Origin of the sequence: Anoxybacillus eryuanensis, assembly GCF_051200995.1 — a bacterium.
GTDB lineage: Bacteria > Bacillota > Bacilli > Bacillales > Anoxybacillaceae > Anoxybacillus > Anoxybacillus tengchongensis.
Map to the genome: position 1 here is coordinate 1 of NZ_JBPODS010000020.1, position 18,904 is coordinate 18,904.

Annotated in this window: 20 protein-coding genes; 4 read left to right on the forward strand and 16 right to left on the reverse strand. The window is 39.6% G+C overall.

Going from position 1 to position 18,904, the window contains the following annotated elements; all coding sequences use genetic code 11:
- Positions 1-1,259: 1,259 nt before the first annotated feature.
- From HNQ84_RS13695 to HNQ84_RS13735, 9 genes are all read right to left on the reverse strand, one after another.
- Complete coding sequence (locus HNQ84_RS13695) at positions 1,260-1,565, reverse strand: hypothetical protein (protein ID WP_435622421.1); 306 nt, start codon at positions 1,563-1,565, stop codon at positions 1,260-1,262.
- Positions 1,566-1,630: 65 nt separating this feature from the next.
- Positions 1,631-2,071 carry an ArpU family phage packaging/lysis transcriptional regulator gene (locus HNQ84_RS13700; RefSeq protein WP_435622422.1) on the reverse strand — a complete coding sequence of 147 codons (441 nt, stop codon included), beginning with the start codon at positions 2,069-2,071 and terminating at the stop codon, positions 1,631-1,633.
- Between the two features lie 27 nt (positions 2,072-2,098).
- Positions 2,099-2,989 carry a hypothetical protein gene (locus tag HNQ84_RS13705; RefSeq protein ID WP_435622423.1) on the reverse strand — a complete coding sequence of 297 codons (891 nt, stop codon included), beginning with the start codon at positions 2,987-2,989 and terminating at the stop codon, positions 2,099-2,101.
- A gap of 38 nt (positions 2,990-3,027) precedes the next feature.
- Complete coding sequence (locus HNQ84_RS13710) at positions 3,028-4,401, reverse strand: DEAD/DEAH box helicase (protein ID WP_435622424.1); 1,374 nt, start codon at positions 4,399-4,401, stop codon at positions 3,028-3,030.
- A 16-nt stretch (positions 4,402-4,417) separates the two neighbouring features.
- Positions 4,418-4,594, reverse strand: a complete 177-nt coding sequence (locus HNQ84_RS13715; RefSeq protein WP_435622425.1) for a hypothetical protein — start codon at positions 4,592-4,594, stop codon at positions 4,418-4,420.
- A 12-nt stretch (positions 4,595-4,606) separates the two neighbouring features.
- Positions 4,607-5,002: a hypothetical protein gene (locus tag HNQ84_RS13720; RefSeq protein WP_435622426.1), complete on the reverse strand. Its 396-nt coding sequence runs from the start codon at positions 5,000-5,002 to the stop codon at positions 4,607-4,609.
- Entirely contained in the window at positions 4,999-7,488 is a 2,490-nt protein-coding gene (locus HNQ84_RS13725) for a DNA primase family protein (RefSeq protein WP_435622427.1), read from the reverse strand. The genes HNQ84_RS13720 and HNQ84_RS13725 overlap by 4 nt, the downstream gene beginning before the upstream one ends.
- 42 nt (positions 7,489-7,530) lie before the next feature.
- Positions 7,531-7,734, reverse strand: coding sequence for a helix-turn-helix domain-containing protein (locus HNQ84_RS13730; RefSeq protein ID WP_035067938.1), 204 nt, complete (start codon positions 7,732-7,734; stop codon positions 7,531-7,533).
- Positions 7,735-7,824: 90 nt separating this feature from the next.
- Positions 7,825-8,019 (reverse strand): hypothetical protein, encoded by a 195-nt coding sequence (locus HNQ84_RS13735; protein WP_035067936.1) that lies wholly within the window; start codon positions 8,017-8,019, stop codon positions 7,825-7,827.
- 119 nt (positions 8,020-8,138) lie between these two features.
- On the opposite strand from HNQ84_RS13735, the gene HNQ84_RS13740 reads away from it, so the two are divergent.
- Positions 8,139-9,323: a hypothetical protein gene (locus HNQ84_RS13740; RefSeq protein ID WP_340859852.1), complete on the forward strand. Its 1,185-nt coding sequence runs from the start codon at positions 8,139-8,141 to the stop codon at positions 9,321-9,323.
- Between the two features lie 375 nt (positions 9,324-9,698).
- Here HNQ84_RS13740 and HNQ84_RS13745 read toward each other — a convergent pair whose 3' ends face one another.
- The 4 genes from HNQ84_RS13745 to HNQ84_RS13760 form a co-directional block, all read right to left on the reverse strand.
- Positions 9,699-9,950, reverse strand: coding sequence for a ribbon-helix-helix protein, CopG family (locus HNQ84_RS13745; RefSeq protein WP_240672287.1), 252 nt, complete (start codon positions 9,948-9,950; stop codon positions 9,699-9,701).
- A gap of 543 nt (positions 9,951-10,493) precedes the next feature.
- Positions 10,494-11,801, reverse strand: coding sequence for an Lrp/AsnC family transcriptional regulator (locus tag HNQ84_RS13750; RefSeq protein ID WP_088223757.1), 1,308 nt, complete (start codon positions 11,799-11,801; stop codon positions 10,494-10,496).
- Positions 11,802-12,164: 363 nt separating this feature from the next.
- The gene (locus HNQ84_RS13755) at positions 12,165-12,461 is read right to left on the reverse strand and encodes a S24 family peptidase (RefSeq protein ID WP_013877720.1); all 297 of its coding nucleotides are present in this window, start codon (positions 12,459-12,461) and stop codon (positions 12,165-12,167) included.
- A 6-nt stretch (positions 12,462-12,467) separates the two neighbouring features.
- Entirely contained in the window at positions 12,468-12,863 is a 396-nt protein-coding gene (locus HNQ84_RS13760; protein ID WP_088223758.1) for a DUF6809 family protein, read from the reverse strand.
- Positions 12,864-13,024: 161 nt separating this feature from the next.
- Here HNQ84_RS13760 and HNQ84_RS13765 point away from each other — a divergent pair, with 161 nt between their 5' ends.
- Entirely contained in the window at positions 13,025-13,237 is a 213-nt protein-coding gene (locus tag HNQ84_RS13765; protein WP_088223759.1) for a helix-turn-helix domain-containing protein, read from the forward strand.
- A 140-nt stretch (positions 13,238-13,377) separates the two neighbouring features.
- Positions 13,378-14,019 carry a type II toxin-antitoxin system PemK/MazF family toxin gene (locus tag HNQ84_RS13770; protein ID WP_297990881.1) on the forward strand — a complete coding sequence of 214 codons (642 nt, stop codon included), beginning with the start codon at positions 13,378-13,380 and terminating at the stop codon, positions 14,017-14,019.
- A gap of 322 nt (positions 14,020-14,341) precedes the next feature.
- Here the strand turns inward: HNQ84_RS13770 and HNQ84_RS13775 are convergent, their stop codons facing one another.
- Genes HNQ84_RS13775 through HNQ84_RS13785 form a run of 3 tightly spaced genes read right to left on the reverse strand, consistent with a single transcriptional unit; the run spans position 14,342 to position 15,809 of the window.
- Complete coding sequence (locus HNQ84_RS13775; protein WP_232467237.1) at positions 14,342-14,539, reverse strand: hypothetical protein; 198 nt, start codon at positions 14,537-14,539, stop codon at positions 14,342-14,344.
- An 11-nt stretch (positions 14,540-14,550) separates the two neighbouring features.
- A complete protein-coding gene (locus HNQ84_RS13780) occupies positions 14,551-14,985 on the reverse strand; it encodes a nucleotide excision repair endonuclease (protein WP_088223761.1) in 435 nt (144 codons plus the stop codon).
- Positions 14,982-15,809, reverse strand: a complete 828-nt coding sequence (locus HNQ84_RS13785; protein ID WP_297990879.1) for a recombinase family protein — start codon at positions 15,807-15,809, stop codon at positions 14,982-14,984. Before HNQ84_RS13785 ends, HNQ84_RS13780 begins: the two co-directional genes overlap by 4 nt.
- Before the next feature lie 237 nt (positions 15,810-16,046).
- On the opposite strand from HNQ84_RS13785, the gene HNQ84_RS13790 reads away from it, so the two are divergent.
- Complete coding sequence (locus HNQ84_RS13790) at positions 16,047-16,625, forward strand: DUF3967 domain-containing protein (protein WP_340721684.1); 579 nt, start codon at positions 16,047-16,049, stop codon at positions 16,623-16,625.
- Positions 16,626-18,904: the final 2,279 nt, after the last annotated feature.

Genomic DNA, 18,904 nt, shown 5'->3' on the forward strand with positions numbered 1-18,904 from the left:
AAAAAACGACTCCCTTTGTTTGGATTTTGGTTGCATCAGCGGAGAAAAATGGTTATTTCAGGTAAAAAGTGAACAAAGTGAATAAATGAAGTAAAGTGAACGTTTTTTGACTAACTTTTCTATATTTCTCTCTATAGGACTTTTCTATATTTCTTTCACTTTTATTCATTTATTCACTTTTTTCACTAAAAAAAGAGGTAAAAAGGAAATATTTATAATATAGAATGTGATTTTTTTACTTATATGTTTTATAAAGACGTTGGACGAGTGAATAAACTCATTCACTTAGTGAATTTTCTGATGTGCGGTCAGTGAATGAACTGGAGCGGGAAGAGAAAAAGAAATCTGATTAGTTTTTTTGCTATAGTGCGCCAAAAACTTAACATAACTTAACATTTTTAAACAAGTGCTCAACAAAATCGTGTATTGAAGGCCAAAAAAAGCGTTTTTTTCTCCCTTTTGTAGCCCAAATCGATAACTAAAAAGGGGATTTATTTCTGTTTTTTGGCACCAAAATTCCGAAGTTCCGAAGTAAATTTTTTTGATTTTATGGAAGGAAATTTCGGGGCTCGCAAGCCCCGCATAGTGTAATCCCCCTCAGAAGGACAAAGTTTGAGCCGCCTCAATATAAAAATCTGTAGTAAAATGTAGTATTTTCACTCCTCAACTTTGAAGAGACCCCTTCTACAAAATAAAACGAATTTTGTACGAAGAAGATTGGCCCGCCGGTCTACAGCGAAAAAGCACGAAGAATTGGAATCCCCCCTCCCCTTTTCGAAATTTTATTTAGGGAATTTTGTGCGCGCTGACTTGGGCGCGCGGTCTGCAGAACAAAAACTGTAGAAATTTAACCTCCCCTACCTCTGTATGGCTCAATGTGTTCTGCGTTCGCTGCTGTCTTATCGCATATGAGGGTGGGGGGTCACGCGTGAAGCCTGTGTGTTATACAAAGGTGCCCCACTCGGTCCCTGACCGAACGCCTCAAGGTCTGGAACAGGGGGCACGGCATTTCCTTTTATCCCCCTTCACGCGAAAAAGGGAATTCTGTACACGCTGAAGGGCAGCGCCGGTCCTGGCGAGTCGGCTAAAACTTTTTGGCCCGCCCTGGGATCATCCTTTGTTCACACCCCTTTTCGAAAAGCATCCGCTCTATTGGAAAGAGTTCCCCCTGGCCGGTCCCCGCTCTCCTGTCATCGTTTTGTTGGGTACGGGGGATTAAGCGAAATAAAAAAAAGACCGCACATCCTTGTGCAGTCTTGTTATTGTTCTTTCAGGTATCCAACTGTTATAGCCTTGCTGCCATTACTCGAAAACAAATGATACATGAGCGCTTTATCATTATCTATCTTCTCAATGGTTACAGGTATATCAAGGCTTACAACCTTATTCTTAGCACCTGTGCCTTTGAAATGAAATAAAATACATCCGCTAAAGTTGGAAATAGAAACGCTCTTTATTGGTTGATCGAAGCGTACCCTAACACCTTCTCCGTATACCATCCATTGCAATGGTTTACCTATGAGATTATTCTTCAATTCTTGGACTATCTTCTCTGTTGTGTCCATTCCGCACCCGCTCCTTTTTTCAAACCAAACCTGTATAAAGGCGTGACACAAAGTGTCACAAACATTCAACCATTGAATAGATCTTCTACGCTGATAAATCCAAGAATAACCGCCAATTTATCTAACGCTTTCCTTTTTAATTGGTAAAACTTACTTTCGCTTATACCTAGTTCGTTATATATCTCATAATCATAGACATCCTCTGTCTGCATATAACATTGAACGATAATAGCCCGCTCCATTTCGCTACACCGGTTTACAGCCGCTTGAATCCGTTGCATATATTCCTCTCGTTCCCGCTCGTAATCTATTTTTTGAATGGCAACGGCTTCAGTAGAGGAATAGAATTGATTGGTTTTTGAAGGAGGTGCGATAGAATAAGAAGAAGTGATTTTGGGTAGCATGTCATCCGGCAACGTTAAAAGGTACATCTTGTATTTCTCTAAGGCAATCTCCACTTTTTTACGCGCTGCCTTAATGTTTTGCTTAGTGTGTTGCCGTGGCATTCATCACACCTCCATGAAAAGCAATAATTAGTCCACAACTCTTAAATCAGGTTTGTTCGGTGTTATATCTACAACATCCCCGAACTCATCCCGCGTCACCGTATATGTAGGCATCGGGCCAAATATCTCCTGAACCATTCGTTTCGACATTTCTTTAAATTCTCTGTTTTTATCAATCAACTCGAGCGTGTGATCCATGACTGTATCAAAAAACGGACAATGGCCATCATCCTCAATCTTGTCCATGAATATCGCCTCCAAGAACGCCTCATAATCTAATCGTTCAGGTAGGTTCTTAATTCGTTCTGGATAGGTTGGCAATTGTACACCGTCCCAACTAACCCGCTCATGATCAATAGAAATAAGAGAAAGAAAATCCTCTCGACTAATGGTTTCGTCTCCTAAAAACAGGTGCATGATACATTCGTGAAAACGTGCTAATGAGATATCCTCTCTGTCGTTAATCGCCTTCAAAGTTCTTTTCCGCTCATAAATCGCATCTAAAATGACTTGTTTGTTTTTAAAGTACTTTGATTCCTTCACTTGATTTTCTAAGTCAATGTATTGCCTTTTAATCTTATTTAACTCGTTCCGTATAGCGTTATTTCGGCGTTCTAGGCGCTTTATTCGTGTCCCGAATATCTTTAGTGCCACTAATGGATTTAAAAGGCTGTAACGTTCTTTTTGTACTAATTCGTCTATGTCAAAAAGCCATTTTTGCGCTTTCCATTCTTCGGTCAAAGCTCCTTGCTGCATAGCATGAAAAACAAACCGCTTCTGAAAAACCACTAGAATTTTCTCAACATACTCAATAGCCTTTGAATGATTATCCATCATTTCTCGTTCAAGCCTTGCTCCTATGCTAAATAGCACATTATCGATTTTGTTTAATTGAGACATTGCTTCAAAAATGTTCATATTACCCCTCCGTTGACCTTTTTTTATACCAACAAACCTCATACGAACACCTCTTTTCTTACGGTCATGCCAATCTTCTCATACACCTTTACCCGCTTATAAAACTGACTTTTCAAAATGCTGTGCTTGAAGTCGAAAAAATCGAATACAATCGCATCTATTTTGCCTTCAGCGGGTCTCATAACCCGTCCTACTTCCTGTTGCACAGTGGAAGCGGACTTCTTCGGAAATGTCATAAATAAACGGTCTAAATGTGGGATATCCAGCCCCTCTCTTGCTAATTGAGTGGCTAGCAAAATATCAATCTCTTTATTTTTTGCCTGTTGCATGATTTCATTACGTTCTTTCTTTTTGAGCGCCCCTGTTAAAATTTCCACTTTTAAATGAGGGAGCGCTCTTGCTATCATAGATTTGAGAATTTCCAAATGCTCAACCCGGTCTGACAACACCAACGAAAAATGGCCGGGTGCTTCTTTTTTTATCGTGTCTACAATTAATTGATTTCTCGCGTTATCTTCCACTAACTGCTTAATGACTTCCATATGCTCATAAGTGTCTGTGTCAAAATCCGTGTGAATCACCTTCAGACTTGGAATAATGGTCGGCACTTGCGATTGTTTTATCTCATGTATCACAGGGCCGCTGCACGCATAAACCATTTTAGAAAGTCCGTCGGCTCGTTCTGGAGTGGCCGAAACCGCTAACCGATATTTTGCTGGAAACTTTGAAATAACCTCATAAAAACTCTTAGCGGCTAGGTGATGCGCTTCATCAATAAAAATCGCTCCAAAATTGTCCTTAATTTCGTCGATATCCATGCGGTTAAGGGTTTGTATCGTTGCAACCGTCATGCGCTTTCCTACAGTCCGTTTTCCGCTTCCTATAGTGCCTATTTCTTGCTTAGTAACATCAGTAAGCGCCACAGCGGTATTGATAATTTGGTCCATCAACTCTTTTTGGTGAACAATGAACAAGGTCGGCTGCTTAATTCGGGTCATTAATTCAACCATCATGACGGTTTTTCCGCTTCCGCATGGAGAAACAAGAAAACCTTGTGTAACTTGCATTAATTTATTGACGGCCTCTTTTTGATAATCCCGTAACATGATCCGCGACTGAAAAGGCACTTCCGGAAGCACCAGACGCTGATCGTGAATTTTGTACGGAATATTATTTTGTTTTAAGAAAAAGACGATTTTATTAGCCACTCCCCTCGGTACGCTCAAAAAGCCCTCATTCTCGTCATATAAGCGGATTTCCTTTGGTATCTTGGTAAAACCATTCCCGTATCTCAAAGCCTGCTCATACGCCGGATTTGGAAGCGTGAGAGCCTTTTTAAGCATGGAGTGAAGTTCTTCAGGTATTTCCTCAACCTTTAATCGAATATCATCAGAAACGTAAATATTTAGCACCGAATCACCCCTCCCCTTAGCACAATTCACGGTACATAAGCAATGCAGCATATTCCACGCCGATTTCATCTACACAACTTGAAAATTTAATATCGACTATTTCTATACAAGACTCTTCGATAAACTCATTGATTTGTGCATCTAAATTTGGTTGGCCTGAACCTTCATACCATCTAAACAGTTTTGTTTTCATCTTTGTTCCCTCCTATTTTTGAAACCATTTCACATAGTTTTCAGCCCTTTGTAGAGCCGTTTTCAAATCAACCATCTCAGCAACAATCCTTTCTTTAGAAGGCTGGATACTGTCATGCCAAGTGCCTCTCCATACCGTATAAGTGTCGTTTTGTGCTGCAAAGATAAACACATAACTGTAAAGAGCGACACGCTTTTCAAAACATTCTCCATAAGGGTAAACCAGCCAACCGCTATTACGAGCCTGTTCCTCAAGGCTGAAATACTCTAACAATTTAGGCTTGTGGAGTCGTATTTGCTGCTTTAAAAGGTCAGGTAAGGCTCCGGGATTTTCAACCTTGAGCCTATCACCTTCCTTTGACAAAACACTTCCGTACTGTTCTACTTGTCTTAAAATAGAGCAAATCATATATACTCAACCGCTCCCGCTTTATTAAAACGGCCCAAACCGACTACATTTTTTGGATAATCCTCTGTTTTTAAGCCGATGCCATGGAACTCAATTCCGCCGCCGGTTCCCCGCTTCTTTTTAAAGCCCCGTTCTTCCATGCGCTTATTGAATTTGCGCTTTCCGATTTCATACTCTCCGTTTTCATCACACCAATTTTGATAAGCGTTATATAAATCAGATCCCCAGCATTTTGCTAATTCACTAACCACACAGCAATCAGCAATAAACGCTCCTAAACTGTCCATTTCTTCTTTATAGCCTTCTGTCGCTTGCTTGATTTCTTCAGGATTTCCTAACCCTTCTCGCTGCCATTTCAAGCAACCCTCGACCGCCCAACGTAAAATACCGGGCATTTCAGCCTTTAACTTATCGGGAAGGGATGTATCCTTCTTTTCTTCAGGTATCGTGACCGTAAAAGGAACAAGCCGAATACGTCTCCATATTCCTTGATCGTTGCCCTTAATAATGGGTTTATGGTTCGTCGTGAAAAAAATCTTGAATTGCGGGATATACTCAAAATTTTCTTGGTACAGGAAACGTGCTTGAATGGCCTCCCCACCCGTTAACTGCTTAACTAATGATTCTGCTAATCTAGCACCTTCCTCACTCTCTGTGGCCGCTACAAATCGAGCGCCTTGAAGAGCGGCTATATCGTTATTGATCCGCTCACTTTTGCGGACGGTAAAGGTATCCGCATTTGTTTGTTTTCCATAGTCGCCCATAATCTCACGGATTGTATTAACGAAAGTACTTTTTCCGTTACGGCCTGTCCCATAAAAGAAAAACAAAACCTGCTCTTTGGTTTCCCCAGTAAGGCTATAACCTACCGCTTTTTGAAGAAATTCGATAAGTTCGCGCTTAGGGTTGCCGTTTTCATCGCTCATAATATCTTCTAAAAATCTAATCCATGTCGGACATTCAGCGGTCGGATCATACTCAATAGGCGATATTTTGGTCATAAACTTAGAGCGGTCATGAGGCAATAATTTTCCTGTTCTCAAGTCAATAATGCCGTTCTTGCAATTGAATAGCATTTTATCTTGGTCAAATTGTTCTGGAACAATCGGAACCATTGAACGCGCTAGAGAGATCATGGCTTCAATCTTGCCTCTAGATTCTGACCTTACCGCATGCTCGTTTAACGCCTTACGCCTATCGGTGTCCTCTTCTTCCATCGCTTCTTTATAGATATTCCTAACGGTACGGGCAGCGTAATTTTGAATGTCGTTGATTCGGTCTTGGACCCATTTCTTACCGTCCCAAATGAACCAACTTCCAAAATTATTACAGTACCTTAATATGTCGCCATATAAGGCTACTAAACGCTCTGCGTTCCCTAAATCCGTTCTCATGAATGTTCTTTTCTCAGCCTTTTTGCGCTCCATGTTCATACCGAGAGCAATAGGACTTCTAATCTTTCCGAAATGCTTGCACCCGCTGCAAGCGCCAAATTCCTCATGAATGGCTGCACACGTTCTTGGTTTCATGTTCGTGCGGATTTCTCTAATTTTTCGGTCAGTTTCCGCTGGAGAGTAACCGGGGTGGCCTTTGCTCCAATCGTGACAAATTTGCTCGTAATTTTCGCAATAAGCGCCGATTGTAAGAGCCGCCATCCATTCTGGATAAATGGCACTTTCCTTATTTTCTAAATACCCTCTAATAAACTGACATTCCGAAATGATTTTGTTAGGATCCGCGTCAGGTAATTTCCCACTTTGGTAATCTTGCTGCACATTCTGTTTTTCTTCTGGAGAGAGTTTACTTTCAATTTCCTCAAGAGCCTCATACAAATCTTTTGGGGAATACCTTACGTTTTCGTTGAATACTAGCGTTCTTACTGGTTTAGGCTCTTCTTTACGGTTAAACGTACCGGGAACCCTTAACACCCTTGCCAGATCGGCTGTTTTATCAATATGTAGACCTTTTGCCTGCGCTAAACGAATAAAAGCCGTCTGGAAGCGAGTCAGCATTTTCTCCGCTCTTTGTTGATTAAGGGGATCTAATATCCTTACAGGCTTATCAAAAAGCCAATAACAATGAAGCCCACCGCCACTATGAACAATGATGCTAGGTTCAAGCGGGAACGTGTTTAAAATCGCCTGCGCTTGCTCCGTGTCTGGAAGGTTCTTTTTCGCGTGTTTACCGTCTGTTGTATCAATCTCAAGCCAAACACCCGGTAAAGAATAAACATCTTTATTTGACCCTCTCTGGCGTTCTGAAAGGCGTTCTTTTCGTAAACCAACCCCGAAATATACATTCTGTTGGTCTCTTAATCTCATAGCCTCTAAAACGGCCGCTTCAATTTCATTTACTGCAAACCACCGTGTTCGCTTATCCTCTGAAGTCCATAAAGTCAAATAACCTTGAGTTTCTTGACCGTATAGAGCGTTTAGAAAATACCGTGCCAAAAATTCACCCTTTGAACCTTTTTTTTCACTTTCCACGATGTCTCACCTCTTTCCGTATACGATTTGATAAGGGTGAAATTAGGCATTTTGCACCTGCTTTTGCTCTTCTAATTCCCTTTTTAGTTCGTTAATCGCGTCGATAACCAGCCGCTTTTTCTCATCGCTCATTTCTGAACGTAGCCAACGATATAGCGTGTTTTCGTGAATGCCTAATTTTTCGGCAATCGCCCAATTCGGCAGATCACCTTTTGCCTTTTTAATATCCTGATTGCGGTTAAACATATTATCCCTCCTGTTTTCACCCTCTAAAATCTATTGCTTCGAGGATAGAAATCTTAGATTTACGACAAGAAGATATCTATTAAGATGAGTTCATTGAGCGACTTGTTGTTCTGCTTCCAATTCGTCGATTGCCTTAAAAATCAATTCTTTTTTCTTTGGAGGTAACTCCACCCTCAACCAACGACTTAATGTAGTTTCATGGCAACCTAACTTGTTAGCCAGCATCCAATGCTTAATTTCTGCTTCTTTTAGACGCTTACGTACATCAGCGTTTGCTACCAGCACATCAGTTCCCTCCTTGTCTAATTGTTACTAATAATGATAAGATAATAATGACGTCAAAACAAATTAAACTAATGACGTTATATCTTGAAATCACTTTAATTTATAGGGGTGTTTATGATTTGAATAACGTTAAATTTTATGATTCTAATGACGTTAGTTACGATTTAAGAAATAATTTTGTTATGACAAAAGAATTTGAGTTGTTGGGGGATGGATTGGATACGCTATCCGATAATGTAATACTTTCAAAAGGCACCAGCGAAGAAGAGCAACCTTTACCTATTATCAATTTGCTTTCCAAAAGTTTCTTCAGATTGTTAGAGAACGACGAAATGGTGCTACACCCAGAAAAAAATCCAGACATTTTCACTATGAGAGAGGTTTTTTTAAAGGCAGCAAGGGACCTTGAAAGTATAATTAACACACAAAAATATGGGGAACCCACACTAGGAGACGGTTTAGATTTATTACCGACAACAAAGTTACATGATGATTACTCGTCTATGTTTGGATATCAGTTAAATTCGCACAGAAGAAATGACGAGTTTTTTTTAAAAATAGCGGCTATAAAGACGGCAACAATGGAAGGAAAACAAAGTTTTGAAGAGGAACACAACAAACTTTTAGAATTATTTCTTAATCGCGGCGAAGAGAAAGGATATCTAAACTTTACAACCGAACTAATGGTTCTTTTCATGATTTTGGCTAGTTACGGAAACCACAAAAGAGTTATAAATAAGCATTTTGCTTCACTATACGAAAAGCATGAAAAATACTGTGAAAGGACTCTAAATGTCCATAGAAACATTTGGGCATATGTCCAGAAAAAAAGAGCATTGCAACTATCTATAACTCCAAACTATTTTACAGTCGGCTCTACAGAAATTGCTGGAAAATCTATGCCGTTAAGTAAGGTGAAAATTGCTTTTGCTGCATATCCAAAAGATATTCTCCAAATGGCATGGGCCGAGTTAATCTTTGCACAAATACATGAAATGCCTGTCGGATTATGCACCTTTTGCGGAACTGTGTATCGTGTAGGAGGTAAAAAAGGGCGCGGAAATCATCGTCAAAGCACTTGCGGCAATCCAGAATGTCAGAAAAAACTTCGATACCAACGCGATCAAGAAAAAAAGCAACAAGATCCCGAAGAAGTTAGAAGAAAGAACCGAGAGCGACAAAAAAAGTATCAGGACAAACAAAAAGCATTAAGGCTCCACAACGAAGGTGTAGCAATCAATGAGATTGCAAAGACTATTGACCGATCAGTAGAAGAAATCAGAGAATGGCTCCGCTCCCACTAAAGACATGGTTACCCTATCCCCCCCTAGGGAACCGTGTTCTTTTTTTTTTTGTTGTTCAATTAGAACAATGCTTTAAATAATCAACTAGAATGTTTTCGAAGTCTATAAGACAGAATTCTTCCCCCCCCCCAAATACAAAAAAAAGAACGACTCCCCAAAATTGGGGAACGTTCATGTAATGCGCCCTTTCATTCTACCCCCCTCCCCTTACGTGAGAATTTTTTCAAAAAATCTCGACAGTTGACTTCCCACCGCCGATGCCCGATAGAAAAACACCCTCTCATCCTGAAGGGCGGGGGGATGTCTAAAAGTTGTCATCAACTGACAACGAAGTTACTACTTTGTCCGTTTTTCGGACGAAATTCGTACGAAGGATCACCAAATCTTATATTTAAGCTGGTCAATAAGTTCACGGATCGCCTCTGACTCCGTTAATTTTTTCGTCCGACAATATTTTTGTAGAAGCTCATATAGTTCATCGTCCAGCCGCACTGTAATTCGATGTTCTCTTGTCTTTTCTTCCTTCGGTCTACCCCGTTTTAGCTTCTTCCGCTCATACGTCAAGTCATCATGCACAATCACATCCAGATACCCGAACCGATCATAAATGTTTTTATGTTTCTGCACGAATTCCTCCCACATTTGCGGGATCCGATCAATTAACCTGAGATATTCCCGCTGGAGTTCCCTTTTTTCCTTTTCCGTTGATGGCCTCCGCTTATTAAACACAGATAAAATAAGCACTTGGAAATCATGTTGTTCGTAGCACCGACCTTCCCTCATGGAACATCCCCCTCTTTCCTAAAACAAAACATTTTTTCGTCTGACATTATTTATTTTGATTATAATACGTAACACCAAACAAAACAATATTTTTTGTCAGACATAAAATAATTGATGGAGGCTCTAACTTAGAACCCCCCCAGTCCAAGTTTGGACTGCCCCCCTTCTCAAAAATGACTGGATAGAGCATCCGCTCATAGATCACTAAAATACTCAAAAATAAGTAAAAGAAAAACGCCCTAAGCAATACTTAGAGCGTTAGATGACCGCGTGATCCACTAGGACATCGTTATCAAAGATCAAAGAGCAAACAGCACATGTCCATTTATAAGTACGGTTTAAAGAGACAAACCATTTCACGGGAATATATGTTCTTATAGTTCGTTCTTATAGTTCCTTTTTTAATTGCTGAACACGTCTGATTGAAACACCAAGAATAGCGGCTAGTTCTTTATTTGTTGCCTTTGGGTTCTTCTCCAGCAACTCTTGTAATTTAAATAATTTGTCATCCGTCTTATCATGCTGCTGTTTAATATATTCGTCGCGTTGCAACATACCTTTTTCACGACGTTTTTTGCGTTTACGCTCTGTGTCACGTTTTTGTTTCTCATTATCATCGATAAGAGTGGTCATCTGTTGCATTTCTTCCGGCGTAATCTCCAATTCCTCGATGATCGTCTCGTTTTTCATCGGCCGCTTAATTCCGTCCCTTGTGCTGTACCACATTCTAAAATCCCGCTTCTGGAACTCGTCAAAGAACTCCATGGCATCGTCGTAGGCATTGCCAGCGGTCCGTTTGACTTCACTTGCTTTCTGTGGTTCTTGGAAACGATCATTGAGCTGCAGAGCAAAATCAATCGTGGCTTGCTTGTTTTTCAGGATTAACGCCACTGTATAAGCGTATATGTAGGTTAGAACATTTCGTTTTTCTATATCTCCATTTCGAAGGGTAACGAGTAATTCTAAATCGTTTTTACGCGCCGTATTTAGGCTGTACAGCGTTTTTAATCCACTTTTAGGGGTAAGTATACTAACCGTTCCTTTTCGGCGCTTTACAGGCTTTCTACGGCGTTCTAGCGGCGTGCAATAACTATATAATTCTTCTAAACTGTACTCTAATGTTCTCCATATCTCCACGGTAACTTGTTTTCCATTTCGGCCATTAATGCTGTAAGGCAAGCGGAACACACGAGTCACATCAGTAGCGGCTGTGTCCGCTCCTAAATGTTTTAATTCGGCAATATATTGAGTGGTAATGTATTGCGTGAGAAAAGCCATTGCCGGCGCCGCTCCGCCGCTAATGGAATAGATCAACTGCAAGCCGCGTCCAGAGAAAATGACCAAATTTGGATTTGGGATTTTCCCTTTGATAATCAGCTGCTTGATCTCTTCTAAAGCCTTCGGAACGGAGACATTCACTTTGTAGCAGTCAAGATCAACGCCTATATTTCGAATTTGTTTTAATGTTTTTGTTGTACGCGAACCGTACTCGAAAGCGTTTAGGCTTAAATACACATCTGTTTTTCGTTTTTTCGCCTCTTTGAGAAGTGCATCTAAATCGTTAAGCCCATAGAAGCGGTGTTTTTTGTTAGCTAATTGTAGCGTACAAACAAAGCCTGTTTTCTTCGATTCTGATAAATAACAATCATGCCATTCTTCAATGTATGTTTCTTGGACTTGCAACAAAAAAGCCACGTCGAAAACTCCTTTCAACGTGACTGCATCTCCGTTTTTAGCAACATCCCCCAAAAAATGTATGGAAAAACAGGACACATCATTGTTGAAATGTGCCTTCACTTAGTTTATTATTTTTGATAGGTTGATTTCGTTTGGGGTGGTTGCTTCTCAGTGTTGCCAGCACTGAGAGGGATGCAGCCACTTTTTTATTTTTTCCGTTCTCTCTATCTGTCTGTTATTCTATCAAACTTTGACACAAATCTACAACTTAGGGTTGAAAACGAAAAGAAGGGGAACGCCACTTTGCGTAATCCCCTTTCTGTATGTTATAATGGATTAGCCTGTTTTTTTAAGAAGCCATCGTGTAGCCGCACGGTGGCTTTATTCATTTTCAAGCGGTTTGATCTCTGGATTGAATGATACAAGAATGACTTTGCCGATGACTTCGACCTGTCTTTCTGGAATGATTCGAGTTGTGCCATTGTCATACGCCATCACAATCCGATTTTCGCGCCGAGTGAAGCGGCAAACATGAATCTTTCCATCCACCGCTAACACCGCAACATCTTTCCCGTTTGGCAGCGGCTTAACACTCGTATCCACTATTGCCGTATCACCGGCTAATATCGTCGGAGCCATTTGATCATCAGTTACGTGTAAAACAAATAGATTCCCCATTTCCCATCATTCCTCCATATAATCCGCATAACCAGAGTAAGAGAGTAATTTCAAATAGCGATAACCTTGGATGAATCCCTCAATGAAGTAATTTTCCGCTTCAGCATATACAAGATCATGAAACTCATCGTTAAAGTCTTCAAGAAGTTGCTTTTCTTCTTCGTTTAGCACATTTTTCAATGCTTTATACTTTTTCTCAATGATCGAACGCTTCTCCTTTGTGTACTTGGAAGTCACAATATTACTACCTTCACGCGCTAAAACCTCAATAGCAACACCTTTAAGCACTTCCACCATACCGGCATCGTAACAAGCCGCTCCAAATTCAAGAGCATAATCAAGACTTACTCGATGCGATTTTGCGATTTCTGCAATCTTGTAGGCTGTGACCATGGTACTCATAATAAAGCCTCCTTTTTTCTTTTACTTATCGAAGATTTTTTTGTCTTTTTGTAGATTATTGTAACGTATTATCATTTTTTGTCAATATATTTCTTTGGTATCTAAAAGATTTATCTGTATAATTAGAGATGACTAAGCGATAAAGAAGGGAAGGTGTAAAAATGATCAGCTATAAACCATTGCTAAAGTTGTTAATTGATCGCGGTATAAAGAAACAGGATCTACAGAAAGCAGCCAATATATCATGGTCTACAATGGCCAAGTTCAACAAAGATGAATATGTTTCTTTAGAGGTCATAGATCGAATCTGTGCTGTCCTTGACTGTCAACCTGGCGATCTTATTGAATATATACCTGATGAAAAAGAATCATAAAAACCATCCTCCGTACCCCATGTAAAGGATGGTTTTTATTTTGTGTCTGACAAGAATGTTTTTTTAATTTCAAATAACCACGAAATATGTCGTTATATGGTAAATTAAAATCAAAAAATAGGTCTAGGGGGATGAATTTAGTGTCAGAGAAAGAAAAACAATCCGACAAAGAAAGGCTATCCGACAAAATTGATACAGTATTTGCAGCATTAAAGCCGGAACTTATGTATTTCCACGATAAAGATCCGGAATATGCGGAGAAAATGGTGGATTGGTTTCTAGAAGTGGCGATTAAAAACCATATTATCCATCGGTATAAAAACGATCCAAGCAAAAAAGACAAGGAAATGGTACGAAGAAGACGTGCTAGGGTATATTACATCGATTTTGGCGTAAATGTCGGTTCTGAATTCAATTATCCTCATTTTTGCGTTGTAGTAAAAGAGTTTAAATATCACGCGCTCGTAGTTCCACTCTCCAGTCTGGATGAAGATGATACACAAAGCTGGAAACTCGATGAAGAAAATATGTGCGTTGAGATAGGAGAAATTAAGGACCTCCCATTCGAAAAGCCGAAAACTTACGCTTTAGTTGGTAAAATGAGAGAGGTTAGCAAACAACGTTTAAGCGATTATAGGCATCCAGAAACAAAAGAATTCGTTAAGTTAAAACTCACTGACGATCAAATGGACAAAATTGACGAAGCAATCATCAAGTTATGTACAAAGAATAAAAAAGAAGAGACGAAGGATAAAACAAATTTGCAGGATCAGAAGGATTGATTATAAGTACAATTAAAACGCACTTAAAGCTACTTAAAGCTACTCAAAGCTACTCAAAGTTACTTAAAATTACTTAAAACGATTAAAACGTATTGCTTTTTCAGTAATATTTTATTACAATATGGACATAAGAATAAATGAAGGCTCTAACGCCGACTTGAATTTTAAAGGCCTTTGCGCCGACTTGAATTTAATAATATTGCCCTTAGCGGCCTAAAAGGAAAAGCCGTCCCGTTTGTGGACGGCTTTTTACGTTTTATTCGTTTTCCCTTCCAACTTGTCCGCGATCGCGAACAGTTCTTGCTTGATCTGCTTATTTAACTCAATCGGGACATGTACTGTCGTTTTTTTTGTCAATGATGAACGAGAAAGGCTCATTTTCGTCAATAAGTCGTGCTATCGAACTTAGTCCAGCAGCTTTGAAGCGGCCTTCTAACATAAATCCGGCAATACTGCGCATATAAAAAGCGTCGCCCACAAAATTCCCGACAACGATTTTGAATGGGTCGTTTACAGACATTCTTTTTCCTCCTATAAACTGAAATCGTCTGGAATATTTATATCAATCACATTTTTTTCGAATCTTAATGGATTTTCTTCCTCAATCTTTTTTCTTCGTTTTAAACGCCTGTTTTTCATTATTTCCGACTCATATAGATATACTTTTTTGGTATTAAACGAAGGTTTTAATACATTAATCATGTACGTTTCGTAAATATCACGTTCCATTGGACAAGAAACAAAAATACATGAAATAGACTGGATTAATCTTGAAAATTTACGAGACGAAAAGTCTTGGCCACTAACATGAACCTTTACCCTATCCCGCAAATTCTCAGCCTTCCCTATGTAGAGGAGATTCTTGTCTTCCCCATACAAAAGGTATATTCCGCTTTTTCTAGGTATTAATTCGATATTGTTTACCCGAACCGCAATATCCTCTTTTGGAACATCAATTTTAATCATTTATTATCCCCTTCTTTTAAACGAGATTGTGCTTTATTCCACATTTGACGACTTATAATCCGAGGAAATACTCCTTTTTGCTTTATTCCATTTTTCTCCTTTTCTCCGTTATAAGTATTGAATCCTGTATAAGTTTCTGTATTTATGACATTTTTTACGGTTTGAGGAGTCCAATTCTTACCAGTTTTCGTTGGAATTCCTTCTTTATTAAGCATTTTTGCAATTTTGTAGTAACTCGAACCGTCAATAAATTCCTGAAAAATTCGTTTCACAACTAAAGCCTGACTATCAACAACTTGAATTTCTCCTTTTATTACCTCATAGCCATAAGGGACTTGTCCCCCCGCATACTTATTCTTCTTTGCTGTAGCCAAGCGGCCTCCCTTAGTACGTTCGTTTATAATAGAACGTTCAAATTCCGCAAAACCACCTATCATTTGAAGAAAAAGCATCCCCTGAGGTGTCGAGGTATCAAAACGCTCTGAAACAGAAATAAAAGCAATTCCGTTCGGTTCCAGTACATCTTCAATTAAAATAAGCAAATTTTTTAAACTCCGATGAATACGATCTGCTTTAACCACGATTATTGCTGACACTTCGTTGTCAGGTTTTTTAATGTATTCCAACATTTCTTTGTATCCATCACGATCATCAGTTGAACCTGTAAAACCTTCATCTACAAAAATACGTTCTAACTTCCATCCCTGGCTTTTTGCGTAAGCCTCAATACGTTCTTTTTGTTCCGTTATAGATGTATTTTCTATTTGGGAATCTGAACTAATACGAGCGTAACCGACGACCTTTTTTATTTCGACTCTAACCATTATCCTCCCCCATTTATTTCCGTTTTTTTCTTGTTAAAAGAGTACCATATATTAAAAGTAATTGTAAATACTTTTAATAAAATTCCATCAAAATCCTTTATTTTTATATATTTTATTTAAAATTTTATTCCGAAAAATGATGGTTGTGATGATGAGAAAAAAGAAGGAAAATCAAAATAGATATCAAATTTCATAAAAGAACGTCTTGAAGAACGATTTGAAAAGGTGGCCGGCACAATGAACGAATTTGAAAAAGCATATACAACAAAGGAAGTAAGTTTGACTCTTGATATAGGAACCAGCACGCTTAGAAAATGGTGTCTCGCTCTCGAGGAGAACGGGTATCAGTTTTTGAGAACGGATAATCAAAAGCGTTTGTTTGTGGAGCGGGATCTAGTTGCTCTGAGATACTTCCAGAAGTTAGTTCAAGGTGAGAATTTTTCATTGGAGAACGCCGCAAAGGTTGTTACATCAAAGTATAAAGGTGAAGCGTCCGAAACGGGAACGCCTAGCGTTCTCTCTCAAAACGAAATGGAAAAGCGTGATTTTAAGCGTTCTGATGAGATTCTTCAGGAATTGCTGGAGAGGTTCGAAAAGCAAGAGCAATTTAATCAGGAATTATTGAGGTTTAACCAAGAATTGCTGCAGCGTTTAGAGGAACAACAAAAATACATAGAAGAACGCATGAACAAAAGGGATGAACTTCTCATGCAGTCCTTGAAAGAATCCATGGAGACACGCAAGATGATCGCGGCAGCAAAAGAGGAAGAGGAAAAGAAGAAAAAAGGTTTTTGGTCCCGTCTGTTTGGTAAATAAGTCTATTCATCAATTTGATGAATAGTTAGAGTCTGGAATCCGCAAATTGCGGACTCGCATTAAATACCATAACGGCGACATAACGCTATAAGCGACACAATTAAAGGGGTGTCCTCAACTTTGGGGACACCCTACACTTTATCTCACTCACTGCGGTATCTTCCAGCTAATAACGCTGTTACCGCCTAACTTCGATGGTGCCGGCTGTTGAACTTGCCGCCGCTGTGTCCGTTGTTTAGATTGTGTTTCATTAACGCGCTCAAATTTGAGCGCATCTTTTTATATCACAAACAGATCGAAAACAGGACCGAAAAATGTATAATAGTCGGCTTGGAAGGGGCAGTTTTTAGACCATAGAACCCTTGATAATACTAAATTATTGCGGCGCAGACCTATGAATTGGTTCATAGACTTAATTGGGTACACCCTAGCCATACCCAATTAAGTCTATGAATCTGTGACCGGAATTAAGCCTGCTCGTAATGATCTCGCAAAACACGAGGGGGGCGATAAATTATCTCCCCCTTAATATGGGTCTGCTCAAAGTTGAGCACCCTCTCTTCGTTTTGCCAGCTGCATCAACATCAATTTGATTTAGGTTTCATTTCAACGTTACCACTCGACGTTACCATTGAACGTAACATAATCCTGGGGTTAGACGGTATCATGAGATTTTAAGACACCTCAAATTCCACGATGTCGTGGAATTTTATTTTGCGTCTGACGAAAATACCTTTAATCAATGCGCCGTCGGCGACGCGTTTAAATCCTTAAAAAGTCGGGGCAACGTCGACCAAAAACATCATCATCGATTTTAAGGCGCCTAGCGGGCTCGTATAGACGTTTTAATCTATATATATACAAAAACCATTAGGTAGTAGATAAAAACGCAAAATAAGGCGAAATGGAGCGTTAAAAAAGGATGTCGGGAATAGCGACACCCTTTGCAACTTGTTTTTACCTTCGGAAATTCCGCCGATAAGTTCATATGATGCGCTGAGGCAACATTCACAGAAAATCGACGCGACGTCGCGCTTTTTTATGCGTCCGAAAATTCCAGAATTGAAGAATAAAGCATGATGGGGTAAACAAAATTTACCCCGCCACGATTCGTTACTCACTTTTCCTTGATTTTGGTGAAAACATAATCGTTTTTAGTATCCTTTATCAAAAACGACCGCTAAAATTGGCGTATAACGCGTTTTAAACAGCATGGTATGGTTTATATCCCTTTGCAGGAAAACGTCTATATGAGGCTGTTAGAGGCCTTAAAATCGATGTCCTCATTTATGAGGGAATTTCCTGCCAAGGGTGTGATTTCAACGCACACCCTTTTGGACAGAAATGTCCAAAAGCAAGCGGCTTCCTCAATGTAGAGGACACCCCAACTTGGGACGCCCTTTCGACGATCTTCATTTCCGCGACGTCGTGGAATTTACGACGCCTCCGCCGTCCACGGATGCCCTCGCCGACCGTTACCCCACCGCTCATATTTGAGCAATCCCTTGTACTCCGAAAAAATATTAGCATTTGTTAGCATGTTGTTTCCGCACAGTTTTCGCACTGTTTCTTTGTATGATCTTTATATGATTTTTGTACAACCATTGTCCCGCGCGGCTTCTGACACTGTTTCTGTTTGTTGTACTCCGAAAAAGTACTGCAAACGAAAAGGAACGCGTTACCTTTCACGTTACCTTTCGTACATTAGGTTTTATTAGGGTATTCATCATTTTGGTGAACAGCTTATCAATTTGATAAGCGGCTGGATAACGCAAATTTGCGTTATCCCCTAGGCTTTTAAATGACACCTCGTCAGGCGCTCATATTTGGCTTGTATAGCGTTTTTTTTTGTTTTCCAAGACAAAACACCATTAGGAAGGCATTTAAAACGCCGTAGAGGGCAAATATGAAAGCCGCTTTTTCACCAAAAAAGTATGATGGCAAATGAAGGCTTGAACTACTCAGCTATGAATTCGAGTTGTTTTGTAAAAGGTTTGTAGTACTTTTTGTGTTTTGTTTTGTAAAACTCAAGTTTTCTCCAGTTTTGAAGCCAGGTTTTGTCAGGTTGCAACTCATGCACACCTTTCCTGCAATTTGAAACATTGTACCCGCTCAAAAAATCAGATTCGAACCCTTTTCCTGAAAAAAATGAACCGCATCAAAAACAGAAAAAAAGAAGTCGGGAAAAAACGACTCCCTTTGTTTGGATTTTGGTTGCATCAGCGGAGAAAAATGGTTATTTCAGGTAAAAAGTGAACAAAGTGAATAAATGAAGTAAA

What these genes read in the sequence shown, in the direction of transcription:
- HNQ84_RS13695 (WP_435622421.1), bottom strand. Translation starts at nt 1,565, where the DNA reads ATGGACACAACAGAGAAGATAGTCCAAGAATTGAAGAATAATCTCATA.
- HNQ84_RS13700 (WP_435622422.1), bottom strand. Translation starts at nt 2,071, where the DNA reads ATGCCACGGCAACACACTAAGCAAAACATTAAGGCAGCGCGTAAAAAA.
- HNQ84_RS13705 (WP_435622423.1), bottom strand. Translation starts at nt 2,989, where the DNA reads ATGAACATTTTTGAAGCAATGTCTCAATTAAACAAAATCGATAATGTG.
- HNQ84_RS13715 (WP_435622425.1), bottom strand. Translation starts at nt 4,594, where the DNA reads ATGAAAACAAAACTGTTTAGATGGTATGAAGGTTCAGGCCAACCAAAT.
- HNQ84_RS13720 (WP_435622426.1), bottom strand. Translation starts at nt 5,002, where the DNA reads ATGATTTGCTCTATTTTAAGACAAGTAGAACAGTACGGAAGTGTTTTG.
- HNQ84_RS13730 (WP_035067938.1), bottom strand. Translation starts at nt 7,734, where the DNA reads ATGTTTAACCGCAATCAGGATATTAAAAAGGCAAAAGGTGATCTGCCG.
- HNQ84_RS13755 (WP_013877720.1), bottom strand. Translation starts at nt 12,461, where the DNA reads ATGGGGAATCTATTTGTTTTACACGTAACTGATGATCAAATGGCTCCG.
- HNQ84_RS13760 (WP_088223758.1), bottom strand. Translation starts at nt 12,863, where the DNA reads ATGAGTACCATGGTCACAGCCTACAAGATTGCAGAAATCGCAAAATCG.
- HNQ84_RS13765 (WP_088223759.1), top strand. Translation starts at nt 13,025, where the DNA reads ATGATCAGCTATAAACCATTGCTAAAGTTGTTAATTGATCGCGGTATA.
- HNQ84_RS13775 (WP_232467237.1), bottom strand. Translation starts at nt 14,539, where the DNA reads ATGTCTGTAAACGACCCATTCAAAATCGTTGTCGGGAATTTTGTGGGC.
- HNQ84_RS13780 (WP_088223761.1), bottom strand. Translation starts at nt 14,985, where the DNA reads ATGATTAAAATTGATGTTCCAAAAGAGGATATTGCGGTTCGGGTAAAC.
- HNQ84_RS13785 (WP_297990879.1), bottom strand. Translation starts at nt 15,809, where the DNA reads ATGGTTAGAGTCGAAATAAAAAAGGTCGTCGGTTACGCTCGTATTAGT.
- HNQ84_RS13790 (WP_340721684.1), top strand. Translation starts at nt 16,047, where the DNA reads ATGAACGAATTTGAAAAAGCATATACAACAAAGGAAGTAAGTTTGACT.